Origin of the sequence: Kitasatospora gansuensis, from assembly GCF_014203705.1 — a bacterium.
In the GTDB taxonomy this organism is placed as follows: domain Bacteria; phylum Actinomycetota; class Actinomycetes; order Streptomycetales; family Streptomycetaceae; genus Kitasatospora; species Kitasatospora gansuensis.
The window spans coordinates 1,305,920-1,329,318 of sequence record NZ_JACHJR010000001.1; the positions used below are offsets into that span (position 1 = coordinate 1,305,920).

Sequence of the window (23,399 nt, forward strand, 5' to 3'; positions counted from 1 at the left end):
TGCCAGCCTGCCGCCGCCGGACCGGGATGACCGGCGGATTCGCGACGTCGCGTTCAGTCGGTCGCGTTCAGTCCGTGGTGGCCAGCCGCAGACCGAAGCCGACCACCACGACACCGGTCAGACGGTCCATCAGTTTCCGGGCGGCCGGACGGCGCAGCCAGCCGCGGATGGCGCGGGCGAAGGCGACCAGGACGGCCGACCAGACCAGGCCCTCGGCGACGTGCACGCTGGTGAGCAGCACGCCCATCGGCAGGTGCGGCACCCCGGCCGGGATGAACTGCGGCAGGACGGCGACGTAGAAGACGCCGACCTTGGGGTTGAGCAGGTTGGTCAGCGCACCCCGCCGCCAGCCGGCCCCGAAGCCGCCGGTGCCGGTGTCCGGCTCCGGGTCCGGCCCGGGGGTGCCGCTGCCGCGCAGCATCTGGCCGCACAACATCTGGAGGCCAATCCAGAGCAGGTACGCCACCCCGGCCCAGCGCAGCGTCTCGTACGCCAGGCGGGAGGCGGTGAGCAGGGCGCTGATGCCCAGTGAGCTGGCGGCGCCCCAGATCATCGTGCCGGTGTTGATGCCCAGCACCACGCCCCAGGCCCTGGCCCGTTCACCGAGCGCGGCGGTCCGCAGGATCAGCGCGGTGTCGAGCCCGGGCGTCAGCGTGAGCAGCCCGACCACCAGGGCGAAGGACCAGAGAGCCGTGGTTATCCCCATGCCCGGTCACCCTAGCGGTCGGACCTTCTCCGCCACCGGCCGGTCCTCCTGGACGGTCGCCTCGTACTCGACCTTCTGCCCGTCGGGCAGCGCCCGGTCCACGCCCTCGATCAGGATCGAGTCGTAGTAGAAGGTCAGTTCGGGCCCGCCGCCGTCGGGGGCGATCGTCCCGTACCCGTGATCGGCGTGGAAGGTCTGCACGGTACCGGTGGCCATCTGACGACTCCTCGGAGCGGGGTGTTCGGTCCTCACCAGGAGTACCAAACGCCCCGCGCTCCGGAGTGTTCTGACACGCCCTCAGGTGACGTTCAGCCGGGCGGCCAGCCGGAGCAGGCCAGGGGCGAACCTGCTGAGGAAGTAGGCGCCCTTGGCCTCCGCCGTCACCGGGACCACGGCCTTGCCGGTGCGGACGGCCTTCAGGATCTCGGTGGCGACCTTCTCCGGCGGGAAGTTCCGCCGGGCGTAGAGCTTCGCGGCCCGCGCCTGCTTGGCGGCCTGCTCGTCGGCGGTGGTGGCGGAGAAGGTCGAGGTGCGGGTGATGTTGGTGTTGATCAGGCCGGGGCAGATCGCCGAGACGCCGACGCCCGAGGAGGCCAGCTCGGCGCGCAGGCAGTCGGAGAGCATCCGGACGGCGGCCTTGCTCGTGGCGTACGCCGCGAGCGCCTTGGAGGGCAGGTAGGCGGCGGCCGAGGCGAGGTTGACGATGTGTCCGCCGTGGCCGCGCTCGGCCATCAGGGTGCCGAAGGCGCGGCAGCCGTGGATGACGCCCCAGAGGTTGACGTCCAGGACCCGCTGCCACTCCTTCTCGGTGGTCTGCAGGAAGGTGCCGGAGTGGCCGATGCCCGCGTTGTTGACCAGCACGTCGGGGACGCCGTGCTCGGCGGCGATCTGCTGGGCGAAGGCGTCGAAGGCGGCGCCGTCGCTGACGTCCAGCTGGTACGCGTACCCGGTGCCACCGCTCAGCGAGCACAACTCGGCGGTGCGGACGGCGGATTCGAGGTCCAGGTCGCAGACCACCACCCGGGCGCCCTCGGCGGCGAAGGCCAGCGCGGTGGCCCGGCCGATGCCGCTGCCGGCGCCGGTGATCACCACCAGCTCGCCGGTCGCCTCGGGCTCGGAGCCGGCGGCGACCGAGCCGATGAAGGACCGGACGTGCGCGGCGACCACCGGGCCGTGCTCCAGCAGCGCCGACCAGTGGGTGCCGTTGACGGTGCGTCGGGTCAGCCGGGGCGCCCAGTGCTCCAGGCCCTCGGAGAGGAACTCGTTGACGTAGTGGTCCCGGCTCAGCGTGAGCAGCTGGACGGGGACCTCGGTGTACCGCTCGCGCGGGCTGCGGATGGTCGGCCGCATGTTGGCCCGGTACAGCTCGATCCCCCGTACGGCGTCCTGCTTCAGGGTGGCCTGCGGGTGCCCGGGGCGGGGGTTGACCGCCTCCAGGTCGCGCAGCACCCGGGGCCAGGACTTGGCCAGCCAGAGCTTCCAGGTGGCCGGGGCGAGCAGCGGCAGGTGGAAGGCGGTGATGTACCAGGAGTGCGCGCCCTGCACCAGCAGCTGCCGCAGGTGACGGGGCGTCGGACGGCGGAACCGCTTGCGCATCCAGAAGCCCAGGTGGTCCAGGCAGGGCCCGGACATCGTGGTGTACGAGGCGAGCCGCTGCTCGGCGCCCGGCTCGGTGACGGCCTCCCAGGACTGCACCGAGCCCCAGTCGTGCGCGACCACGTGCACGGGCGCGTCGGGGCTGACCGCGTCGGCGACCGCGAACAGGTCCGCGCCGAGCCGCTCCAGCCGGTAGCCGTCCCGGTTCGCCGGGACGCCGGACTCCCCCGCGCCGCGCACGTCGTAGCGGACCACGTGGTGGTCGACGGCCAGGTCCTCGGCGATGTCGTCCCAGACCACGTGGGTGTCGGGGTACCCGTGCACCAGGATCACCGTCGGGTGGGCGGGGTCGCCCTGCTCGAAGACGGCGAGCGGCAGGCCGGCGGAGTCGACGGTACGGCGGCGGATCATCGGGCAGCTCCCTCGGTGGTGGTCCAGCGGCGGACGTGCGGCAGGTCGTCGTCGAGCCAGTAGGCGTCGTCGTCCGTCACGACCAGCAGCTCCTCGAACTTGATGCCGACCTCGCGGAAGCCGATGTGCGGCTCGACCGCCCAGATCCCCGGCGTCGGCGCGTGCCGGGAGGAGCGGCCGTCGGCCCAGAGCGGCGACCGGCCGTGCAGCCGCTCGCTGATCAGCTCCCGGCCGAGCGTCTGGAGTGTACGCACCCCGAAGCCGAACAGGTTCACCCCGGCGGGGCCGCGCGCGGTCATCCGGGTCACCTGGTGGCCGATCACCCGGCCCGGGTAGACCTTGTGCCGGTTGTCGTAGCCGTGCGCGGCGATCTGGGCGTCCACGGCGGCGTAGACCTCGTTCAGCGGCTTGCGGGCCCGCACCTCACTCAGGATCAGCTCCCGGTAGACCTTCAGGTCCCCGGCCAGCTTGTCCCAGACCGGGTTGTCGCCGACCTTGCCGCCGTAGCCGATGTCGGCGGTGTAGCCGTCCACCACGGGGGCGCAGTCCAGCACGTACGGCATGCCCTCCTCGAGCTTCCGGCTGCCCGCGAAGAACTGCAGCGGGGTGTGGAAGTGCCGGAACGCCGTCCGGTCGCCGAACCAGGCGAACGGCACGTGGAAGAAGTCCTGCACACCCGCCGCGACCAGGCACTGCCGCAGCTTGCCGGTGGCCTGCCGCTCCGTCACCCCCGGCTCGATCCAGGCCGCCACCTGCTCGGCGCAGTGGTACGCGAGCTGCTGGGTCTCCCGGAACCGGTTCAGGTCGTGTTCGGTGAAGGGGAACGTCATCGGTCAGACCTCCAGTACCAGGTGCTCGCCCTCGGCGGCCCGGGAGACGCAGGGCAGGAACGCCCCGGCGGCCCGGTCCTCCTCGGTGAGCCGGCGGTCGCGGTGAACGGGTGTGCCGCTGCTCAGCTTGACCTTGCAGGTGCCGCAGAAGCCCTGATGGCAGGAGTACGGCAGCTCGGGGCGGACCTCGCGCAGCACGTCCAGCGCGGAGCGGTCGGCGGGGACGGTCAACTGCTGCCCGTCCTCGCCCAGTTGGACGGTGAACTGCTGCCCGTCCAGGATCGGCGCGGCACCGAAGCGCTCGAAGTGCAGAGCGCGGACGGCGGCCGGGTCGTACGCCTGCTGGACGGCGGCCAGCATCGGGGCCGGGCCGCAGCAGTACACCGCCGCACCGCGCGGGGCCCGGGCCAACAGCTCGGCGGCGGAGGTGAGTTCGGTCAGGAACTCGACCCGGGACGGATCCAGCGCGCGCAGCTCCTCGGTGAACGGCATCGACGCGGCACTGCGGCCGACGTGCACCAACCGCCAGTCCAGACCCAGGTGTTGGGCCTGCCGGGCCATCGGCAGCAGCGGGGTGATGCCGATCCCGCCCGCCAGCAGCAGCACGGCCGGCTCGGCGCAGAACGCGAAGCCGTTCCGCGGGCGGCGGGCGGTCAGCCGGACCCCCGGGTGCAGCCGGTCGTGGATCTCGGCCGAGCCGCCTCCGCCGTCCGGCAGGTGCCGGACCGCGATCCGGTAGCTGTTCCGGTCGGCCGGGTCGCCGCACAACGAGTAGTGCCGCACCTTGCCGGACGGCAACGTCAGCTCGATCCGCGCACCCGGCTGCCAGCCCGGCAGCGGGCCACCGCCCGGGTCGCCGAGCCGCAGCTCGACCACGTCCTCGGCGACCAACCGGTGCACGGTGACCACCAGCTGCAACGGCGCCACCGGCCGGGGGCCGGGCCGACGCGGACTCCGGCGCAGCCCCGGCCGGCCCAGCATCGGGTCGTACCAGTCGCTGAACGCGGTCATCCGCCGCAAGAAGCCGTCCGGCTGGGGGCGGCCGTACAGATCCGGCGGCAACGCTTCGAGGTCCATCGGGGCGACTCCAATAGGCACAAGATTCGGAAGGTAGGGGCTCGGGGAACTGCGACGCCAGCCTCAGGAGCGTTCAACGTACGTGCAAGGTCAGGCACTTTCGCAGTGACCCGAACGCCAGATCTCCTCGCAGTTCCCCGAGCCCCTGGTCTCACATGGCTGAGCTCAGCGGCTGGCTGCGGCCCGGGCCGCAGGGGAGCCCGCGAGGTAGCTGAGGGCCTGGCTGGAGGAGCCCTCCTGGGTGGGGTGGTAGCCCGGGCGGAAGTAGCGGAGCGCCGAGCGGACCATCCGCGAGGGCTCCGGGAGCAGCCCGCGGCGGGCGATCCGCTGGGCCTCGCGCCAGGTGGGCCGGACCGAGCCGTTCAGGCTGGGGTCGGCGGCGAGCAGGAAGCGGACGCCCCGGATCCAGAGGTGGAACAGGGTGGGACCGGAGACCAGCATGCCGCGCAGCCGCCGCAGGTAGCCGGGGTCCAGATGGACCATCAGGTCGAAGGCGACGCTGCGGTGCTCGACCTCCTCCGCGCCGTGCCAGCGCAGCAGGTCGAGCATGGTGGGGTCGGCCTTGGCCCGGTCCAGGCCGGGCGAGTTGAGCGCCCAGTTGCCCAGGAAGGCGGTGAAGTGCTCGATCGCGGCCACGAAGGCGACCCGTTCGATCAGGTTCTCCCGCTGCTGAGCGGCCGTCAGGCCGGGCCGCTTGCCGAGCACCCGGCGGAACAGCCAGGTGACCTGCCGGACGTACGGGCGGGGGTCGAGGCCCTGGCCGAGCAGGTGGTCCAGCACCTCCTGGTGCGCCTCGGCGTGGATCGCCTCCTGGCCGATGAAGCCGAGCACCTCCTCGCGGAGCTGGTCGTCGGTGATCAGCGGCAGCGCGTCCTTGAAGACCTCGACGAACCAGCGCTCGCCCTCGGGCAGCAGCAGGTGCAGGACGTTGACGGTGTGGGTGGCCATCGGCTCGTCCGGGATCCAGTGCAACGGCAGCCGCGACCAGTCGAAGCGGACGTCGCGGGGCTCCAGCACCAGGCTGTCGTGGACGGCGGGGGGCACAACGGGGCGGGGCGGCATGGCGGACCTCCTGGCCGAGGGGTGGGCGGCTCGACTCCAGGCAACCTACTCGCGGGTACGACCGCCCACAAGGGGTTCGGCCATTCTTATCGACAGTCCGTCTAATAACTCCGCCGGGGCCTCAGACCGCCATCGCCAGCATCAACGGCGCCGCCCGCTCGGCCAGCAGCTCGGCGGCCGCCCGCAGCCGGTGCACCTGGCCGACCGGCAGCGAGGTGGCCAGGCAGCCCACCGTGCTGCCGGCCGAGACCGGGACCGCCGCGCAGACGGTGCCGAGCGCGTACTCCTGGATGTCCAGCACCGGCACCGTGGCGGGCTGGCACTCAAGACGGTGCATCAGCTGCTGCTGGTCGGTGATGGTGCGGGCGGTCAGCCGGGCCACCGGGTGCCGGGCGAGGTGGTCCCGCCGGCCGTCGTGGTCGAGCTGGCTGAGCAGGCACTTGCCGATCGCGGTGGCGTGCGCGGTGACCCGGAAGTCGACCCACTCGCGGACCGCCGGGGCGTGCTCGGCGGCCGAGACCGCCTCGACCGTCAACTCGCCGTCGTGGTACCGGGTGAAGTAGACCGCCGCGCCCAGCTCGTCCCGCAGCTCGGCCAGCCGGTGCTCCATCCGGGACCGCACCAGCTGCTCCCGGTTCTGCTGGCCGAGCACCGAGAACGCCCCGCCGAGCACCCAGAGCCCGTCCTCCAGCGCGAGGTAGCCCTCCAGCTCCAGCGCCTCGGCCAGCTCCCGGACCACCACCGCGGGCAGCCCGAGCTCCCGGGCCAGCACCGCCTCCGGCACCCCGCCTGGGTGCCGGTCCACCGTCTCCAGCACCCGCAGGGCCCGCCGCATCACCCCGAACGGCCCGGCCGAGACCGAAGCCCCCTGTCCCCGTACCGACATGGCGTCCCCTTCCCCGTCCCTGTCAATCACATCCAGCGTAGCCACCCGGACGCCCGCGCACGGGCCCGCGTCGACACCTGGTCAGTTGGCATATGCCAGGGAACGCCGGAACGGGCCCCTCCCCCACTGCCCTGGGGGGAGAGGCCCGTCGGTCGGCCGACCGGGTGCGGGCCCGGTCACCGATGAGGGTGGGTCAGTTGTCGTTGCCGGCGCGCAGCTTGGCGACGGCCGCCGCCAGGCGTGCGCCGTACTCCTCGTCGGCGGCGTGGAAGTGGGCGAGGTTCTTCTCGACGATGTCGTCGCGGGTGACCTGGGCCAGGAAGCCCGCGATGTTGTCGATCAGGCGGGACTTCTCGCCGTCCGACATCAGGCGGTAGAGCTCACCGGCCTGGAAGAAGTCGTCGTCCTTGGTGTGCGCCGGGGTGGTGTACGTCCCGGTGTAGCCGTCCAGCCGGACCGGGGCGGCCAGCGGGGCGTCGGTCTGCGCCGGGCCGTCGTACGAGTTGGGCTCGTAGTTCTTGCCGCGGCCGGCCGCGTTGACCGCCGACAGGCCGTCCCGGCCGTAGTTGGCGGCCACGGTCGCCTTCGGGGCGTTCACCGCGAGCAGGGTGTGGTTGACCCCGAGGCGGTAGCGCTGGGCGTCGGCGTACGCGAACAGGCGGCCCTGGAGCATCTTGTCCGGGGAGGGGCCGATGCCGGGGACGAAGTTGTTCGGCGAGAAGGCCGACTGCTCCACGTCCGCGAAGACGTTCTCCGGGTTCTTGTTCAGCACCAGGCGGCCGACCTTGACCAGCGGGTAGTCGGCGTGCGGCCAGACCTTGGTCAGGTCGAACGGGTTGAAGCGGTACTCCGCCGCCTCGGCGACCGGCATCAGCTGCACGTACAGGGTCCAGGACGGGAACACGCCCCGCTCGATCGCCTGGTGCAGGTCACGCTGGTGGCTGTCGGCGTCGGCGCCGAGCACCTCGGCCGACTGGTCGCCGTCCAGCGAGCGGATGCCCTGGTTGGTCTTGAAGTGGTACTTGACCCAGAACGCCTCGCCCTGGGCGTTGACCCACTGGTAGGTGTGCGAGCCGTAGCCGTTCATGTGGCGGTACGAGGCCGGGATGCCGCGGTCGCCGAACAGCCAGGTGATCTGGTGGGTGGAGGCCGGCGAGTGGGCCCAGAAGTCCCAGACGTTGTCGGCTTCCTGGACGCCCGTGAAGGGGTCGCGCTTCTGCGAGTGGATGAAGTCGGGGAACTTGATCGGGTCCTTGATGAAGAACACCGGGGTGTTGTTGCCGACCAGGTCGTAGTTGCCCTGGGCGGTGTAGAACTTCAGCGCGAAGCCGCGCGGGTCGCGGACCGCGTCGCTGGAGCCGAGGTTGCCCGCCACCGTGGAGAACCGCAGGAAGACCTCGGTGCGCTTGCCGACCTCGGCGAGGAAGTCCGCGTGGGTGTACTGCGAGACCTCGTCGGTCACCTCGAAGTAGCCGTAGGCGCCGGAGCCGCGGGCGTGCACGACGCGCTCCGGGATGCGCTCGCGGTTGAAGCGGGCCAGCTTCTCCAGCAGCTGCTGGTCCTGGATCAGCAGCGGGCCGTACTCGCCGGCCGAGGCGGAGTTCTGGTTGTCGGCGATCGGGGCGCCGGACTCGGTGGTCAGGGTCTTCGACATGACGGTCCTTCAGTAGGTGCAGGAGGGTCAGAGGCCGGCTGGCTGTCCGGGCCGGATCAGCCTGCGGCGTCTGGTGCGTGCGATTGCAAGGCGCCGGAGCGCCCTCGTAGCGGAGCTACTTGGGCGTTTCGGCAACGCGGCAAGCGTGCGTGCCAGGCGGCGGAGGCCCGGCCCGGACAGCCAGCCGGCCTCTCAGACGCCGAGCAGGCGCCAGATGGCCGAACGGCGGCGGGAGGACTGCTCGCCGTCGGGGCCGTCGGTCGGCTGCAGGGCAGCGACGGCGGCGGTGGTCGCGGCGGCGTCCGCGAGCGGGCGGGCGGCGGTCAGCTCGGTGGCCTCCGCCGGGGTGAGGCCGGCCTCGGTCAGCGCGGTGGCCGCCTCGCCGGCCGGGACGGCGTTGAACCAGCGCAGCGCGAGGGCGGCACGGCCGGCCTCGGTGAGCTTGCCGGTCAGCCGGAGCCGGGCCAGGCCGCCGTCCGGGTAGACGTTGATCCGCACGTGGGTGACGGTCCGTCCGGCGGTGAGCCGGAACCGGTGCCGGGTGTCGGGCTGCAGCCGGGTGCGCGGCAGCAGCTCGAACCAGCCGTCAGGGTCCTCCGCGGGGTTGCCACCGGAGGAGGCGTCGTAGCCGACCAGGTCGGCCCAGCCAGGGGCGTTGGCGACGAAGTAGGACGTGTCCACCTCGGCGGCCAGGACCTCGCCGCCCCCGGCCAGGGCGATCTGTACCCAGTCGTTGGCCTTGTCGCGCCGACGCCGGGTCTCCCAGCCGTCGCCCATGACGGAGGCGCGGCCCGGAGCGTTCAGGTTGTGCGGGGAGGAGAAGTAGCGGTCCGAGGCGGCCTCGGCCACGCCGCCGAACTCCTGGGCGGCCAGGTCGAAGGAGAGGCCGTCCAGCTCGCGCGGGTCGGCCACCACCTCGCCGTGCACCCGGAGCCGGGCCACGCCGCCGTCCGGCCAGATGTTCAGCCGCACGTGGGTGAAGCGGGTCGGGTCGGTGACCTCGAACTCGTGGGCGGTGTTGCCCTGCAGCGCGGTGCGCGGCACCAGGTCGACCCACTCCGCGTCGGCCAGCTCCTCCGGCGAGGGGTGGCCGGGCACCGAGGCGCCCTGGACCGAACCGGTCTCCGGGTAGTTGCCGGTGAAGAACGCGGTGTCCACGATCACGCCCCGGATCACGCCGGGTACGCCGAGCCGGACGATCGCCCAGTCGTGGTCCTCGTCGGTCGGGTGCGGCTGCTCGGCCGAGACGCCGCGGCGGCGCTTGGACTCCCAGCCGTCCATGATCTGGCCCTTGTGGCCGAAGGTGTGCGGGCGGAACTCGGCGGGCTTGGCGACCAGCAGGTTCTCCGCGTCGGCGAAGGTGTCCTCGTTGGTGGCGACCACACCGGCGCCCAGCAGGCGGGAGGCCAGGTTGACCAGCTCGGTGAAGGGAGCGCTCGGGGTCTGACTGGTACTCACTTGAGTCTCCTTTAGTTTCGAGTGATCTGACGGCCGAACGGTGCGGCGTCGACGTCCACGACCTGCCCACGGAGCCAGGTGGTGCGGACGGAGCCGGTGAGGGTCTTCCCCGCGTACGGCGTGACGGGGTTGCGGTGGTGCAGGTTCTCGGCGTGCACGGCGAACTCGGCGTCCGGGTCGAAGGCCACCAGGTCGGCGTCGCAGCCGACCGCGATGGCGCCCTTGGTACCGGTCAGGCCGACCAGCGAGGCCGGGCCGCTGCTCATCCAGCACACCACGTCGCTCAGCGAGTGGCCGCGCCTGCGGGCCTCGGTCCAGATGGCCGGCAGGCCGAGCTGGAGGGAGGCGATGCCGCCCCAGGCGGCCGCGAAGTCGCCGCTGCCGCCGTACTTCTGAAGCAGCTTCAGGTCCGGGGTGGACGGCGAGTGGTCGGAGACCACCGCGATGAACTCGCCGTTCGCGAGCGCGGCCCAGAGCTGGTCGCGGTTGGACTCGTCGCGGATCGGCGGGCAGCACTTGAACGCGGTGTCGCCGTCCGGCACCTCCTCCGCCGCCAGGGTGAGGTAGTGCGGGCAGGTCTCGGCGGTCACCTGGACACCGTCCGCGCGGGCCTGCCGGAGCAGCGGCAGCACGGCGGCCGAGGAGACGTGCAGGATGTGCACCCGGGCGCCGGTCCGGCGGGCGGTGTCGAGCAGGCGGGCCACCGCCGCCGCCTCGGCGTCGTCGGGGCGGGAGGCCAGGAAGTCGCGGTAGTGCACGCCCGGCTGCTGCGGGGCGGCCTCCAGGACGGCCGGGTCCTCGGCGTGGATGATGGCCAGCGCGCCGATCCTGGCCTGCTCGGCCAGCGCCAGCTCCAGGTCGGCCTGCTCGACGTGCGGGAACTCGTCCACCCCGGACGGGGCGAGGAAGCTCTTGAAGCCGAACACGCCCTCGCGGTGCAGCGGTTCGAGGTCCTGGACGTTGCCGGGGATCGCCCCGCCCCAGAAGCCGAGGTCGACCCAGGTCTGCCCCTCGGCGATCTTCCGCTTGGCCGCCAGGCCGTCCACCGTGGTGGTGGGCGGGATGGAGTTCAGCGGCATGTCGATGATCGTGGTGACCCCGCCGGCGGCGGCCGCCCGGGTGGCGGTGGCGAAGCCCTCCCACTCGGTCCGGCCGGGCTCGTTCACGTGCACGTGGGTGTCGACCAGGCCGGGCAGCAGCACGGTGTCGCCGAGGTCGGTCAAGTGCCGGTCCCCCGCGAGCAGCGAGCCGTGCTCGGCGATCTGCTCGATCCTGCCGTCCCGGATCAGCACGTCAGCGGGACGCTCGCCGTCCGGCAGGACCACCCGGCGGGAACGGATCACCGCCGTGGTCGCGGGCGTCTCACTGAGGGGCATCTGGGACCTCCGAACCGAGAGTACGAGTGGGGGTATACCGAAGGCACGCCGGGCAGTTGGGGCCCGTGAACCGGGAGCCTAGGCCCGCCTTCAACAAAACGTCAATGTAGGAAAGTACGATGAGTCAGGGCTTGAGCAGCTCGGCCGCGAGACGCTCGCCGGCCACCTCGGCCAGCTCGCCCGCCTTGGTCATGCTGTCGCCCGGCCGCTCGGCCAGGTCGGTCAGCGCGTACGCCGCCACGAAGCCCGCCGCCCGCCACTGGTCCTCCGAGAGTTCCAGTCGTCCGGCGACGGCGGCCACCCGAACCCCCGCCCGAGTGGCCGCCGCAGCGACGCCGGCGGGGGCCTTGCCGTGGAGCGTCTGCGCGTCCAGGCAACCCTCGCCGGTAACGACGAGGCGTGCCCCACGCACGGCCTCGTCGAAGCCCAGCAGCTCGAGCAGGAGCTCGATGCCGGGCCGCATGGTGGCGCCGAGCAGTGCGAGGGCGGCGAAGCCCACCCCGCCTGCGGCCCCGGCGCCGGGGGCGTTCCGGAAGTCCCGGCCCGTGCTGTCGCGGACGACGTCCGCCCAACGGGTCAGGCCCTCTTCGAGAATCAGCAGGTCGTCGCCGTCCGCACCCTTCTGCGGGCCGTAGACGGCGGTCGCGCCACGGGCGCCGAGCAGCGGGTTGTCGACGTCGCAGGCGACCACCACCTCGACCCCGGTGAGGGAGTCGGCGAGCGACCCGGGGTCGATCCTGGCCAGCTTGCGCAGCGCGGCGCCGCCGGGCGCCAGCTCACCGCCGTCGGCGTCGTACAGGCCGACGCCGAGCGCCTGGACCATGCCCGCACCGCCGTCGGTGCAGGCGCTGCCGCCCAGACCGAGCACGATCCGCTTGGCACCGAGGCCGAAGGCGCGTCCGATCAGCTGGCCGACGCCGTAGGAGCCGGCCGCGAGCGGGGCCGTCCGGCCGCCGGGGAGCCGGGCCAGTCCGGAGGACTGGGCCAGCTCGACCACGGCGGTGTCGCCCCGGAGTGCGATCGCGGCGTCCACCGGCAGGCCGGTGGGACCGGCCACCTTCACGGCGACCCGCTTGAAGCCTGCCGCCAGGGCGGCGGCCAAGGTGCCCTCGCCGCCGTCGGCGACCGGAAGCTCACGGATCTCCACGCCCGGGGCGACCCGGCGGATGCCGGCCGCGATCCGGGCGGCGACCTCGGCGCCCTCCAGCGTGCCCTTGAACTTGTCGGGGGCGACGACGACATGACCCTGAGTGGGGGTGGCGGGCATGCGTGGGCCTCTTTCCGTATCGCTGGTGTTCAAAGCTTCTGCCCAGAAGTGGGGGTGCGCCCCCTCCCCGCCGTTCCTCTCGTCCCGCTTCCGACGTACGAGAGGCTCCCCTCGGCGAGGGAGGGGGCCGGGTGACGCACGCGAGCACGACCGAAGTGCACCCGGGAGGGTAGTGCGTGTGTCACCGGTTTGGGACGGTCGGCAGGGGGCGGTATGAGCCCCAGCCCTCCTGCCGACCGAACTTGGCCTCCTGGTGGCGCGGGCACGACCGGACAGGTACACGCCACCAGGAGGAGCTTGTTACTTGACCTCGCGGCCCGAGAGGCGCTCGACGCCCCGCAGCAGGGCCGAGTGGTCCAGCGAACCGTCGCCGTTGGCGCGGGCGGAGGCGACCAGCTGGGCCACCACCGCGCCGACCGGGAGAGCGGCACCGACGGCGCGGGCGGCGTCGGTGACGATGCCCATGTCCTTGTGGTGCAGGTCGATCCGGAAGCCCGGGGCGAACTGACGGTCGATCATGTTGGCCTTCTTGCGGTTCAGCACGGTCGAACCGGCCAGACCGCCGCCGAGCACGTCGAGCGCGGCGGGGAGGTCCACGCCCGCGTTCTCCAGGAACACCACGGCCTCGGCCAGCACCTGGATGTTGACGGCCACGATGAGCTGGTTGGCGGCCTTCACGGTCTGGCCGGCACCGGCCGGGCCGACGTGGATGACCGTGGTGCCGAGCGCGTCCAGGATCGGCTTCGCCTCGGCGAAGTCGGCCGCGTCGCCACCGACCATGATGGAGAGCACGGCCTCGATCGCACCGGCCTCGCCACCGGAGACCGGGGCGTCCAGGGTGCGGATGCCCTTCGGCTTGGCGGCGGCCTCGACCTTGATCGAGGTCTGCGGGGTGATGCTCGACATGTCGATGACCAGGGTGCCCTCGGCCACGTTGGCCAGCACGCCGTCCTCACCGAGGATGACCTGCTCGACCTGCGGGTCGGCCGGGACCATGGTGATGACGATCTCGGCGTCCTTCACCGCGTCCGCGATGGAGTTCGCGCCCTTGCCACCGGCCGCCACCAGGGCGTCGATCGCGGGCTGCTGGAGGTTGAAGCCGGTGACGGTGTGTCCGGCCTTCACCAGGTTGGCGGCCATCGGGCTGCCCATGATGCCGAGGCCGATGAAGGCGATCTTGCGGGAGGCGCTCATGCGTCGCGTTCCTTCGTACTTGGAGGGTGGGAGAGGGCTCTGAACCGAACGGCTCAGCCGGCGCGGTACTCGCGCGGGAGCCACTCGAAGCTGTCGGCGCTGACGCCGTTCGCCGGGCGGTACTCGAGGCCGATCCGGCCGGTGTAGCCGGCCGCGACCAGGCGGGCGAAGAGGTCCTCGAAGTCCAGCTCGCCGGTGCCGGGCTCGTTGCGGGCCGGGGTGTCGGCGATCTGCACGTGGCCGATCTTGTCGGCGTGGGCGGCGATCACGGCCGCCAGGTCCTCGCCGTTGCGGGCCAGGTGGTACAGGTCGCAGAGGAACTTCGCGTTGCCCAGGCCGGTGGCCTCGTTCACCTTGTCGACGACCGCGATCGCGGCCTCGGCGGTGACCAGCGCGTAGTCCGGGGACTCGGCCTTGTTGAGGGTCTCGATCAGCAGCACGGCGCCGATCGAGTGCGCGGCCCGCGCGGCGAGCGTGAGGTTCTCCAGCGCGAGCTCGTCCTGCTCGGCGGCGCTGACGCCCTCCACCCGGTTGCCGTAGAGCGCGTTGAGCGCCCTGGTGCCGAGCGACTCGGCGAGCGCCACGGTGACCGGGATGTTCTCCCGGAACCGCTCGCTCTCGGCCGGTACGGAGAGGGTGCCGCGGGCGCCCTTGGTCAGGTCGTCCAGGAAGTTCAGGCCGGTGAGCTGGACGCCCGCGTCGGTGAAGGCCTTGCGGAGCGCGTCCTGCTCGGCGTCCGAGGGGGTGTGGTTCTCCCCGAACGGCCACCACAGCTCGGCGGCGGTGAAGCCGGCGGCCGCGGCGGCGGCGGGGCGCTCCAGGAGCGGGAGCTCGCTGAACAGGATCGACAGGTTGACCGTGTAGCTGAGCTTGGAAGCGGCAGTCACGTCAATCACCTTTCACTCTTCCGAAACATCCTACTTCCACGATCCGGAAGAGGGATTCTGCTTGGTGGAAGCATGCCCCGCGATCCGAGAGACCGTCAAGACCGCCGCAACAATTTGTTGAAGCTCGCTTGCCTCGGGCCGACCCCTTCCCCCTCCACCCCTGATCGCTACAGTGAGCAGGTGCGATTGAAGGTGGAGTTCACAACAGAGCCGTTCGAGCTGGACACGTTCCCGGACCACGCGGTGGCCGCCCGGCAGGCGGTGGACGAGGCCGGCCTGGCCGTCACCGTCGGGCCGTTCGGCACCGAGGCCGAGGGCCAGGGCGACCAGGTGCTCGCGGCCGTGACCAGGCTGCTGCGGCAGAGCCTGGACGCCGGAGCGACCCAGATCTCCCTGCAGGTCACCCTGCTGGACAACGACAAGACCCCGGAAGGAGTGGGTACCCCATGAGCGACGCCCTGGAGCACCCGCTCGCTGCGGCGATAAAGCCGCTGCTTGAGGCCGTCGGCGCGACCCAGGTCGCGGTCGGCGAGGCCCGCCCCGACGACGTGGTGCTGGAGTGGGACGGCCAGGCCGCGGTCGCCGTCCGGCTCCCGCACCTGAGCAGTGCCCTGGACCGCCTGCTGGCCGAGATGACCCGTCAGTTCGACGGCCGCCCGCTGACCGAGCTGGACCGCTGGGAGAAGCAGCGCGTGGTCGCCCTCCTGGAGGAGCGCGGCGCGTTCACCGTGCGGCACGGCGTGGAGACGGTGGCCTCCGCACTCGGCGTCAGCCGGTTCACGGTGTACAACTACCTGAACCGGCAGGACGGCACGAAGACCGGCTGAGGCCAGTCTGTCCGACCCGACGGGCCGGGCACACTTGGCTGATCGCACACCAAAAGGGCTGGTCACAGGCCCTGACTCAAAACGTAACCACCAACAGTTCAACAAAGTGTTGACGCCCGGGGGTGGCGGATCTAGCTTTTGCGGGTGGCACCACTCTTCAGGAGGTCCACCCGTGACCAACCTTCCCACCACTCCTGACGCTCTCTCGGCGATCCCCGCCGGCGAGCTGACGGAGACACTGCTGGAGATCTGCTCCAGCCCCAGCTGGGCCGCCGCTGTCGCGGAGACCCGGCCCTGGTCCGACCGGGCCGAGCTGTTGGCCGCCAACGAGGCGGCGATGGCGAAGCTGACGGTCGAGGACCTCGCCGACGCGATGGCCGGCCACGCCCGGATCGGCAAGCCCAAGGCGGGCGACGCCACCTCCGAGCGCGAGCAGGCCGGCATCCAGGGAGTCGACTCCGCACTCCTGGACGAGCTGCACGAGGCGAACGCCGCCTACGAGGCGAAGTTCGGCCACGTGTTCCTGATCTGCGCCACCGGCCGCACGGCCGGCACCATGCTCGCCGCGCTGCGCGAGCGCTTCCCCAATGACGCCGCCACCGAGGCGGAAATCGTCCGGGGCGAGCTGCGCAAGATCAACGACATCCGTATCAACCGACTGTTCGACGCGGCCTGACCCGCTGTCGATCCGTCAATTCCTGCCATCAGTAAGGTCATTCAACCCATGACTGGCATCTCCACGCACGTGCTCGACACCAGCCTCGGCCGCCCGGCCGAGGGCGTCCCGGTCGAGCTCGCACTGCACACCGAGGGTGGCTGGCAGGTGCTCGGCACCTCCGCCACGGACTCCGACGGCCGGGCCAAGGACCTGCCGGCCGTGGAGGCGGGCTCGGTCGTCCGGCTGCTCTTCGACACCGCGGCGTACTACGCCGCCAAGTCCGAGGAGCCGCCGTTCTTCCCCGAGGTCTCGATCGTCTTCACGGTCGCGCCCGCGCAGCACCACTACCACGTGCCGTTGCTGCTCAACCCGTTCGGATACTCGGTCTACCGCGGAAGCTAGTAGACCGCTGGAACCCTTAGGAGCCATGTCATGGCCCACGTGCTCGGTCAGAACCAGTACGGCAAGGCGGAGAACCGCATCGTCCGGGTCTACCGCGACTCGACCCGCCACGAGATCAAGGACCTGAACGTCTCGGTCGCCCTGCAGGGCGAGTTCGACGACGTCCACCTCACCGGCTCGAACGCCAACTGCCTGCCCACCGACACCACCAAGAACACCGTGTACGCCTTCGCCAAGGAGTACGGCATCGAGTCGGCGGAGGCCTTCGGCATCACGCTGGCCCGCCACTTCGTGGACAACACCGAGCGCGGTGTCGTGCACAGCGCCCGGATCCGGATCGAGGAGTACACCTGGGACCGGATCAAGACGCCGGACAGCTCGGCGCGCTTCATCGGTTCCGAGGAGGTCGGCCACTCCTTCGTCCGCAACGGCGGCGAGGTACGGACCAGCGAGATCGTCTATGACGGCACCACCGTCTCGGTGATCTCCGGTCTCAAGGACCTGACCGTGCTGAACTCCACCAACTCGGAGTTCTGGGGCTACATCAAGGACCAGTACACCACCCTGCAGGAGGCGTACGACCGCATCCTGGCCACCCAGGTGACGGCCCGTTGGAAGTACTCCTACAGCGGCGCCGAGGGCGAGGCCCAGCCGAACTGGAATCGCTCGTACCAGCACATCCGGCGGCACATGCTGGAGGCGTTCGCCGAGACCTACTCGTACTCGCTGCAGCAGACCCTGCACTCGATGGGGACCCGGGTGCTGAACAACCGGGCCGAGGTGGACGAGGTCCGGCTCGAACTCCCCAACAAGCACCACTTCCTGGTCGACCTGTCGCCCTTCGGTCTCAAGAACGAGAACGAGGTCTACTACGCCGCCGACCGGATGTACGGGCTGATCGAGGGCACCGTGCACCGCGAGGGCGTCGTCCCGGTCATCCCGGTCGCCTGACCCACCCCATGAACACCGTCCAGCACCGCTGCACCCACCGGCCTCGCCAGGCCGGACGGTGCCGGACGGGTCGCAACACCTGCCTTACCTGTTTCTCCACCCCCAACATCCGGAGATCGCGCTCGCCTCACGGCGGCCGGCCCGGGGAGCTGGAGGAACATCCCGGAGGACCCTTGCACCGCCGTCCCGCCTCCGGGACATCTCCAGCGCCACGGGCGCGCCGGGAGCCACGAGCGCAAGAGGGGCTCGACATGGCAACCAGCTCAACCCGAACCACAGACGGCGGTTCCACCCCAGACGGGCCGAGACGGCCGGACGGTGTGTCAATCAACCTCCCCGACACGCCGGACGGCCGTCCGGTCCACCCCGTGGACGAGCTGCTCCCGACGGTGAAACTCTTCACCACCGGACTCCAGCACGTCGCCGCGATGTACGCGGGCGTGGTCGCGCCCCCGCTCATCGTCGGTGCCGGTGTGGGTCTCTCCCCCACCGAGCTCGCCCTGCTCATCTCGGCCAGCCTGTTCACCGCGGGCCTGGCCACCCTGCTCCAGACCCTGGGGGTCTGGAAAGTCGGCGCCCGGCTGCCGTTCGTGAACGGCGTCTCGTTCGCCGGAGTCGCACCGATGCTGGCGATCGCCAAAGAGCACGGGCCCGACCAGGCCCTGCCGGTGATCTTCGGCGCGGTGATCGTCGCGGGGGCCCTGTGCTTCCTCGCGGCACCGTACTTCTGCAAGCTGATCAGGTTCTTCCCGCCGGTCGTCCAGGGCACCGTGATCACCCTCATCGGGGTGTCCCTGCTGCCGGTCGCGGTCAACTGGGCGCGTGGCGGTTCACCCGCCGCCCCCGGTTACGGCTCCGTCAAGGCCATCGGCCTCGCCGCGTTCACCCTCACCGCGGTGGTGCTGTGCAACAAACTGCTCCGGGGCTTCTGGCAGCAGCTCTCGCTGCTCATCGGTCTCGGCATCGGCACCGCGGTGGCCTTCCCGCTCGGACTCGCCGACTTCGGTGCGGTCAGCCAGGCGGAGGTCTTCGCCCTGCCGTCCCCGTTCCACTTCGGGGCCCCGGTCTTCGAGATCACCGCCATCGTGTCGATCTGCATCGTGATGGTGGTCTCGATGACCGAGTCCACCGCGGACATGCTGGCGCTCGGCCGGATCGTCGACCGCGAGGCCGACGAGAAGACGCTCGCCGCCGGTCTGCGGGCGGACGGCCTGGCCACCGCGATCAGCCCGGTCTTCAACGGCTTCGCGGCCAGCGCCTTCGCCCAGAACATCGGGCTGGTGGCACTGACCAACATCCGCAGCCGGTTCGTGGTCGCGGCCGGTGGCGGCATCCTGATCCTGCTCGGGCTCTTCCCGGTGCTCGGCTCGCTGGTCTCGCTGGTGCCCTCGCCCGTCCTGGGCGGCGCCGGGATCGTGCTCTTCGGCACGGTCGCGGCGAGCGGCATCAGGACCCTGGCCGAGGCGGGGATGAACTCCAGCGCCAACACCATCCTGGTCTCGGTCGCCCTCGGGGTCGGCATCATCCCGATCGCGGCCCCGACCTTCTACGACGCCTTCCCGGAGGCCGTCCGCACGCTGATGCACTCCGGTATCTCAGCCGGCTCCGTACTGGCCGTCCTGCTCAACCTGCTCTTCCACCACGTCGGTGCCGACCGCCAAGCCTCATCCGGCGGTGCCACCGGTGCGGCGGTGTCAACGGCGACACCGTCCTGACCGGTGAGGGGCGCGCACCGCTCACCGCGCGCCCCTCACCCTCCCCCCATAGGAGAAACACCATGGCAGTCCAGCCCCCGCGCCCCGACCAGCGGATCGTGATCGAGAACGTCGCCATCGCGACGGTCGACGCCAACGACACCGAGTACGCCCGCGGCCACGTCGTCGTCCTCGGCAACAAGATCGAGTCGGTCGGCAACGGACCCGCCCCGTCCTGGCTGGACAACGTGGTGCGCCGGATCAACGGCGAAGGCCACCTGGTCACCCCGGGCCTGGTCAACACCCACCACCACTTCTACCAGTGGATCACCCGCGGCCTGGCCCAGGACAACATCCTGTTCGACTGGCTGGTCGCGCTCTACCCGACCTGGGCCCGGATCGACGACCGCCTGGTGCACGCCGCCGCCCAGGGCTCGGCCGCCGCGCTGCTCAAGTCCGGCTGTACCACCGCCTCGGACCACCACTACGTGTTCCCGAAGGACGGCGGCGACATCCTCGGCGCCGAGATCGAGGCCGTCCAGGAGCTCGGCATGCGCTTCACCGCGCTGCGCGGCTCGATGGACCGCAGCAAGAAGGACGGCGGCCTGCCGCCGGACCACGCGGTGGAGAAGACCGAGGACATCCTGATCGCCTCCGAGGCCGCCGTGGACAAGTACCACGACGCCTCCTTCGACTCGATGCTGCAGATCGCCATCGCGCCCTGCTCGCCGTTCTCGGTCTCCACCGAACTCATGCGCGAGGCCGCCGTGCTGGCCCGCCGCAAGGGCGTCCGGCTGCACACCCACGGTTCCGAGACCGCCGAGGAAGAGGCGTTCTGCAAGGAGCTGTTCGGGATGGGCCCGACCGACTACTTCGAGTCGACCGGCTGGCTGGGCGAGGACGTCTGGATGGCGCACTGCGTCCACATGAACGACTCGGACATCGCCAAGTTCGCCGAGACCGGCACCGGTGTCGCGCACTGCCCGTCCTCCAACGCCCGCCTGGCGGCCGGCATCGCCCGGGTCCCGGACATGCTCAAGGCCGGCGTGCCGGTCGGCCTCGGCGTGGACGGCACCGCCTCCAACGAGTCCGGCGAGCTGGGCACCGAGCTGCGCAACGCGCTGCTGATCAACCGTCTGCACGGCTCCCCGACCGCGCTCACCGGCCGCAGCGCGCTGCGCCTGGGCACCATGGGCGGCGCCCGGGTGCTCGGCCGGCAGAACGAGATCGGCTCGATCGAGGTCGGCAAGCTCGCCGACCTGGCGCTCTGGAAGATCGACGGCATCATGCACTCCTCGATCGCCGACCCGATCGCCGCGCTCACCCTCGGCGCCCTCCCGCCGCTGGCCCTGCTGCTGGTCAACGGCAACCCCGTGGTGGAGAAGGGCAACCTGACCACCGTCAACGAGGACAAGATCGCCCAGGACTGCGCCCGCGCCGCCAAGGAGCTGGCCGCCCGCCTCTGATCACCCATCGACTCCGGTCACCGCACCCGGGACGGTGCGGCGACCGGACTCCACCCCCTCGGGGGCCGGAGAGCAGCCCCGGACTCACGGCGAGAGTCCGGGGCTGTCACCTGTCCTGACTGCCAAAGCCGTTGACAACTCCCTTGCGCTGGCCGAAGGTTCGATCACCGGCGGGCGTCAGGGGGCGGTTTTCGGTGACGGTGCATCAGGCGGGTCAGGACCACGCGGGCGACTACGACTACCCGACCGACGTGGACGGCAGCGGCGTCACCGAACTGGTGGTGCACGGCTGGGGCGGTTCGGGTCCGGCCGAGGTGCTGGACGATCCCGAGGTGCGGCAGGTGGCGGGCAGCAAACTGGCCGGGATCTGGCGGGGCCGGGACGCCCGGCCGTCCGGGCGGCACCGGGAGGCGTACTTCTGGGGCGGGCTGACCTCGCGGTCGTGGGCGACCGCGCTGTGGTTCCTGCTGCTGCCGTTCGCGTTCGTCAACATGGCGGGCTGGATGGCCCTGGGCACCCGGAGCCAGGTGCGGTTCCAGCAGGCCATGGTGCGGGTGATGGCGTTCTGCGTGACCGCGACCTACCTGCTCTTCCTCACCCAGGTGTTCGTGGACCAGGCCGCCTGGCAGTGCCTGGCCGTCACCAACTGCCGGGCCCAGCCGTTCTGGCACGCGCTGCGGATGCAGGACCGGCCGTACCTGGCCGCCGCGCTGGCCGCGCTCGTCCCGGCCCTGATCGTGCTGCTGCTGCACCTGGGCACCAGCCCGAACCGCCGCTGGGAGGCGGCCGTCGGGGGCCGGCGCGGTTCCTACGACCTCTCCCAGGCCAAGCTGGTCGACGCCGACTTCTGGCAGGACGGCTCCGGGTACGCCACCCAGGACCGGGCGCTGCACACCGCCGGTGCCTGGACGCTGCTCGCGCTGGTCCTGCTGCGCGCCGCCACCACCGGCGGCCGGGCGTCAACCGTCGTGCTCTGTACGGAAGTTCTCCTGACGGCCGGTCTGGCGGTGCTCGCCTGCGCCGGGCTGGTGGACCGACTGCGGGCCGCCCTGGCCGGCAGCCGGCTGGCCCGCCGGCTCCTCTGCGGCGGCTCGGGCACGCTGCTGGTGCTGGCCGGGGTGCTGTGCGCCGTCCAGCCGAGCTCCCGGCGGAGCGGCGCGGTCGGGGTGAGCCGGGTCGGGATCGGCATGCCGGACCTGCTGGACACCTTCAACCTGCTGCTGGGCGTGCTGTATTCGGCCGGCGTGCTGATGCTGCTGGTCGCCTGGTGGGCCAAGCGCGACACCCGCCAGCACGGCCTGCCGCGGCTGCCGCCCGCCTTCTCCACCGTGACGGTGGGCAGCGGGCTGCTGTTCGCGATCTGGTCGGGGGTGGCGCTCTCCGCCGCGCACTGGCTGAGCCCGCCCGCCAAGGACGCGCCGACCGGCGAGGTGACGCAGGTGCAGATCCTGCCCGGCTCCGAGGCGCTGGCCCGGTTCAGCATCGACGGCATGCTGGTGCTGCTGCTCTGGTTCGGCGCGGTCTGGCTCTGGCACCGCAGCGACTGGCGGGACGACCTCGACCGCGAGCTGACCCGCTGGCGGCAGCAGGCCGCGGCGGCCGGGCGGTCCGCGGACCTGGACCTGGACCTCACCGATCCGGAGCCCCACCCGGACAGTCCGGCCGGGGTCTGGCTGGCCATGGTGCGACGGCGCCGGATGATCGGCTCGCTGCTGCTGCGCTGGCTGGAGGGCGGGCTCTCCGGGGCGGCGGTGCTGCTGGCCGGTGCCGCGATCGGGTTCAGCTGCTCGTACCTGCTGGAGTGGATCAAGGGCCCCAAGCCGGACGTGAACCAGATCTGGTCCGCCGTCCCCGCTCCCAGCGCCACGGTGGCCGGGACCATCCTGCTGCTCGGCCCGCTGGCTCTGCTGCTGCTGGTGCGCAACGCACTGGCCGACCCGAGCACCCGTCGGCTGACCGCGATCGTCTGGGACATCGCCACCTTCTGGCCGCGCTCGTTCCACCCCTACGCGCCGCCCAGCTACGCCGAGCAGGCGGTGCCCCAACTCGCCGAGCGGGTACGGAACCTGACCGACCGGGGCGGCGCGGTGATCCTGCTCGGGCACAGCCAGGGCGCGGTGATCGTCACCGCCACCGTCGCCCAACTGGCCGCCACCGCACCGCAGTCGGCCCCGCTGCTGTCGGTGGTCACGTACGGGAACCCGGTGCCCCCGCTGTACCGCCGGTGGTTCCCGACCTACCTGCACGCCCCGCTGCCCGAGGGCTGCCCCACCGTCGCCTGGGTCAACTTCCACCGCACCACCGACCCCTTCGGCGGCCAGGAACTGGGCGAGGAGACCGTCACCGACCGCTGGCTGGCCGACCCGCCCACCGCCCTGCGCCAGCCCGGCAGCGAGCGCCCGGTGATCCGCGGCCACCACCACCGGGGCTACGTCCGCCAGTCGGAGTTCGCCACCCACCTGGAGAACGAGACGGTCCGACTGGCCGGGCCGAATCCGCCTGCCGCCCCCTGAACTCCGCCTGCCTCTCCAGGCTGCTCAGCCGCGGCGACCTCGGCGGCCGGCTGACGCCAGGTCAGGCGGTCCGCCCCAGGGTGGCCAGGTAGGCGCGCCAGCCGCCGTACTCGGTGATCTCCTGGTGTACGCCGCGCTCCAGTTCGCCCCGGCTGAGCAGCATGGAGAGGCAGGCGGAGCCGTCGGCGAGTTCGATCACGCCGAGTTCGAGTTCGCGCGGCTCGCCGGGGAGGATGACGTCGCGCAGGTGGGCCAGGTCGACGTCGTAGAGCTCGCCCTCGATGGCGGTGTCCACGGCCGGGTCCGGGTGCAGGCCGGGGCAGACGTCGCCGATGGAGAAGAAGCGGTAGCCGGGGGCGGTGGTGACCGGGCCGATCAGGGCGTCGGCGACCGAGGGGTGGTAGGGGCCGCCCACCATGGCCTGGCCGTTGAAGAAGATGCGTGCCATCGAATACTCCTCGGGAAGCCGTACGGCCACCCCTCG

22 protein-coding genes are annotated in these 23,399 nt (G+C 71.6%); 8 read left to right on the top strand and 14 right to left on the bottom strand.

What is annotated here, in order from left to right:
- Positions 1–67: 67 nt before the first annotated feature.
- The 13 genes from F4556_RS05980 to F4556_RS06040 form a co-directional block, all read right to left on the bottom strand.
- Positions 68–706 carry a LysE family translocator gene (locus F4556_RS05980; protein WP_184912230.1) on the bottom strand — a complete coding sequence of 213 codons (639 nt, stop codon included), beginning with the start codon at positions 704–706 and terminating at the stop codon, positions 68–70.
- A 6-nt stretch (positions 707–712) separates the two neighbouring features.
- Entirely contained in the window at positions 713–922 is a 210-nt protein-coding gene (locus F4556_RS05985) for a cold-shock protein (protein WP_184912231.1), read from the bottom strand.
- Between the two features lie 81 nt (positions 923–1,003).
- A complete protein-coding gene (locus F4556_RS05990) occupies positions 1,004–2,713 on the bottom strand; it encodes an SDR family oxidoreductase (protein ID WP_184912233.1) in 1,710 nt (569 codons plus the stop codon).
- Positions 2,710–3,543, bottom strand: coding sequence for a M24 family metallopeptidase (locus F4556_RS05995; RefSeq protein ID WP_184912235.1), 834 nt, complete (start codon positions 3,541–3,543; stop codon positions 2,710–2,712). Before F4556_RS05995 ends, F4556_RS05990 begins: the two co-directional genes overlap by 4 nt.
- A gap of 3 nt (positions 3,544–3,546) precedes the next feature.
- Positions 3,547–4,620 (bottom strand): PDR/VanB family oxidoreductase, encoded by a 1,074-nt coding sequence (locus F4556_RS06000; RefSeq protein WP_184912237.1) that lies wholly within the window; start codon positions 4,618–4,620, stop codon positions 3,547–3,549.
- Positions 4,621–4,785: 165 nt separating this feature from the next.
- Positions 4,786–5,682 (bottom strand): metal-dependent hydrolase, encoded by an 897-nt coding sequence (locus F4556_RS06005; protein ID WP_184912238.1) that lies wholly within the window; start codon positions 5,680–5,682, stop codon positions 4,786–4,788.
- Between the two features lie 121 nt (positions 5,683–5,803).
- Positions 5,804–6,568: an IclR family transcriptional regulator gene (locus tag F4556_RS06010; RefSeq protein ID WP_184912240.1), complete on the bottom strand. Its 765-nt coding sequence runs from the start codon at positions 6,566–6,568 to the stop codon at positions 5,804–5,806.
- 193 nt (positions 6,569–6,761) lie between these two features.
- The gene (locus F4556_RS06015) at positions 6,762–8,222 is read right to left on the bottom strand and encodes a catalase (RefSeq protein ID WP_184912241.1); all 1,461 of its coding nucleotides are present in this window, start codon (positions 8,220–8,222) and stop codon (positions 6,762–6,764) included.
- Positions 8,223–8,414: 192 nt separating this feature from the next.
- Positions 8,415–9,680, bottom strand: a complete 1,266-nt coding sequence (alc, locus tag F4556_RS06020; RefSeq protein ID WP_313068179.1) for an allantoicase — start codon at positions 9,678–9,680, stop codon at positions 8,415–8,417.
- A gap of 11 nt (positions 9,681–9,691) precedes the next feature.
- Entirely contained in the window at positions 9,692–11,056 is a 1,365-nt protein-coding gene (allB, locus tag F4556_RS06025; RefSeq protein ID WP_184912243.1) for an allantoinase AllB, read from the bottom strand.
- 124 nt (positions 11,057–11,180) lie between these two features.
- The gene (locus tag F4556_RS06030) at positions 11,181–12,323 is read right to left on the bottom strand and encodes a glycerate kinase (protein ID WP_184912245.1); all 1,143 of its coding nucleotides are present in this window, start codon (positions 12,321–12,323) and stop codon (positions 11,181–11,183) included.
- Positions 12,324–12,623: 300 nt separating this feature from the next.
- Complete coding sequence (locus F4556_RS06035) at positions 12,624–13,517, bottom strand: 2-hydroxy-3-oxopropionate reductase (RefSeq protein WP_184912247.1); 894 nt, start codon at positions 13,515–13,517, stop codon at positions 12,624–12,626.
- Positions 13,518–13,570: 53 nt separating this feature from the next.
- The gene (locus F4556_RS06040; protein ID WP_184912248.1) at positions 13,571–14,413 is read right to left on the bottom strand and encodes a TIM barrel protein; all 843 of its coding nucleotides are present in this window, start codon (positions 14,411–14,413) and stop codon (positions 13,571–13,573) included.
- A 171-nt stretch (positions 14,414–14,584) separates the two neighbouring features.
- Between F4556_RS06040 and F4556_RS06045 the strand changes: the two genes are divergently transcribed.
- The 8 genes from F4556_RS06045 to F4556_RS39355 all read left to right on the top strand — a co-directional run bounded on the left by F4556_RS06045 (position 14,585) and on the right by F4556_RS39355 (position 22,915).
- Complete coding sequence (locus F4556_RS06045; protein ID WP_184912250.1) at positions 14,585–14,854, top strand: thiamine-binding protein; 270 nt, start codon at positions 14,585–14,587, stop codon at positions 14,852–14,854.
- The gene (locus F4556_RS06050; RefSeq protein WP_184912252.1) at positions 14,851–15,231 is read left to right on the top strand and encodes a helix-turn-helix domain-containing protein; all 381 of its coding nucleotides are present in this window, start codon (positions 14,851–14,853) and stop codon (positions 15,229–15,231) included. Before F4556_RS06045 ends, F4556_RS06050 begins: the two co-directional genes overlap by 4 nt.
- 172 nt (positions 15,232–15,403) lie before the next feature.
- Positions 15,404–15,907 (top strand): 2-oxo-4-hydroxy-4-carboxy-5-ureidoimidazoline decarboxylase, encoded by a 504-nt coding sequence (uraD, locus tag F4556_RS06055; protein WP_184912254.1) that lies wholly within the window; start codon positions 15,404–15,406, stop codon positions 15,905–15,907.
- 48 nt (positions 15,908–15,955) lie between these two features.
- Positions 15,956–16,291: a hydroxyisourate hydrolase gene (gene uraH, locus F4556_RS06060; RefSeq protein ID WP_184912256.1), complete on the top strand. Its 336-nt coding sequence runs from the start codon at positions 15,956–15,958 to the stop codon at positions 16,289–16,291.
- Positions 16,292–16,321: 30 nt separating this feature from the next.
- Positions 16,322–17,242 carry a factor-independent urate hydroxylase gene (gene pucL, locus F4556_RS06065; RefSeq protein WP_184912258.1) on the top strand — a complete coding sequence of 307 codons (921 nt, stop codon included), beginning with the start codon at positions 16,322–16,324 and terminating at the stop codon, positions 17,240–17,242.
- Between the two features lie 251 nt (positions 17,243–17,493).
- Positions 17,494–18,957 carry a nucleobase:cation symporter-2 family protein gene (locus tag F4556_RS06070; protein WP_184912259.1) on the top strand — a complete coding sequence of 488 codons (1,464 nt, stop codon included), beginning with the start codon at positions 17,494–17,496 and terminating at the stop codon, positions 18,955–18,957.
- Positions 18,958–19,019: 62 nt separating this feature from the next.
- Positions 19,020–20,402 (top strand): 8-oxoguanine deaminase, encoded by a 1,383-nt coding sequence (locus tag F4556_RS06075; RefSeq protein ID WP_184912261.1) that lies wholly within the window; start codon positions 19,020–19,022, stop codon positions 20,400–20,402.
- A 194-nt stretch (positions 20,403–20,596) separates the two neighbouring features.
- Entirely contained in the window at positions 20,597–22,915 is a 2,319-nt protein-coding gene (locus F4556_RS39355) for a PE-PPE domain-containing protein (protein WP_184912262.1), read from the top strand.
- Between the two features lie 61 nt (positions 22,916–22,976).
- Here the strand turns inward: F4556_RS39355 and F4556_RS06085 are convergent, their stop codons facing one another.
- Complete coding sequence (locus F4556_RS06085; protein WP_184912264.1) at positions 22,977–23,363, bottom strand: allophanate hydrolase-related protein; 387 nt, start codon at positions 23,361–23,363, stop codon at positions 22,977–22,979.
- Positions 23,364–23,399: the final 36 nt, after the last annotated feature.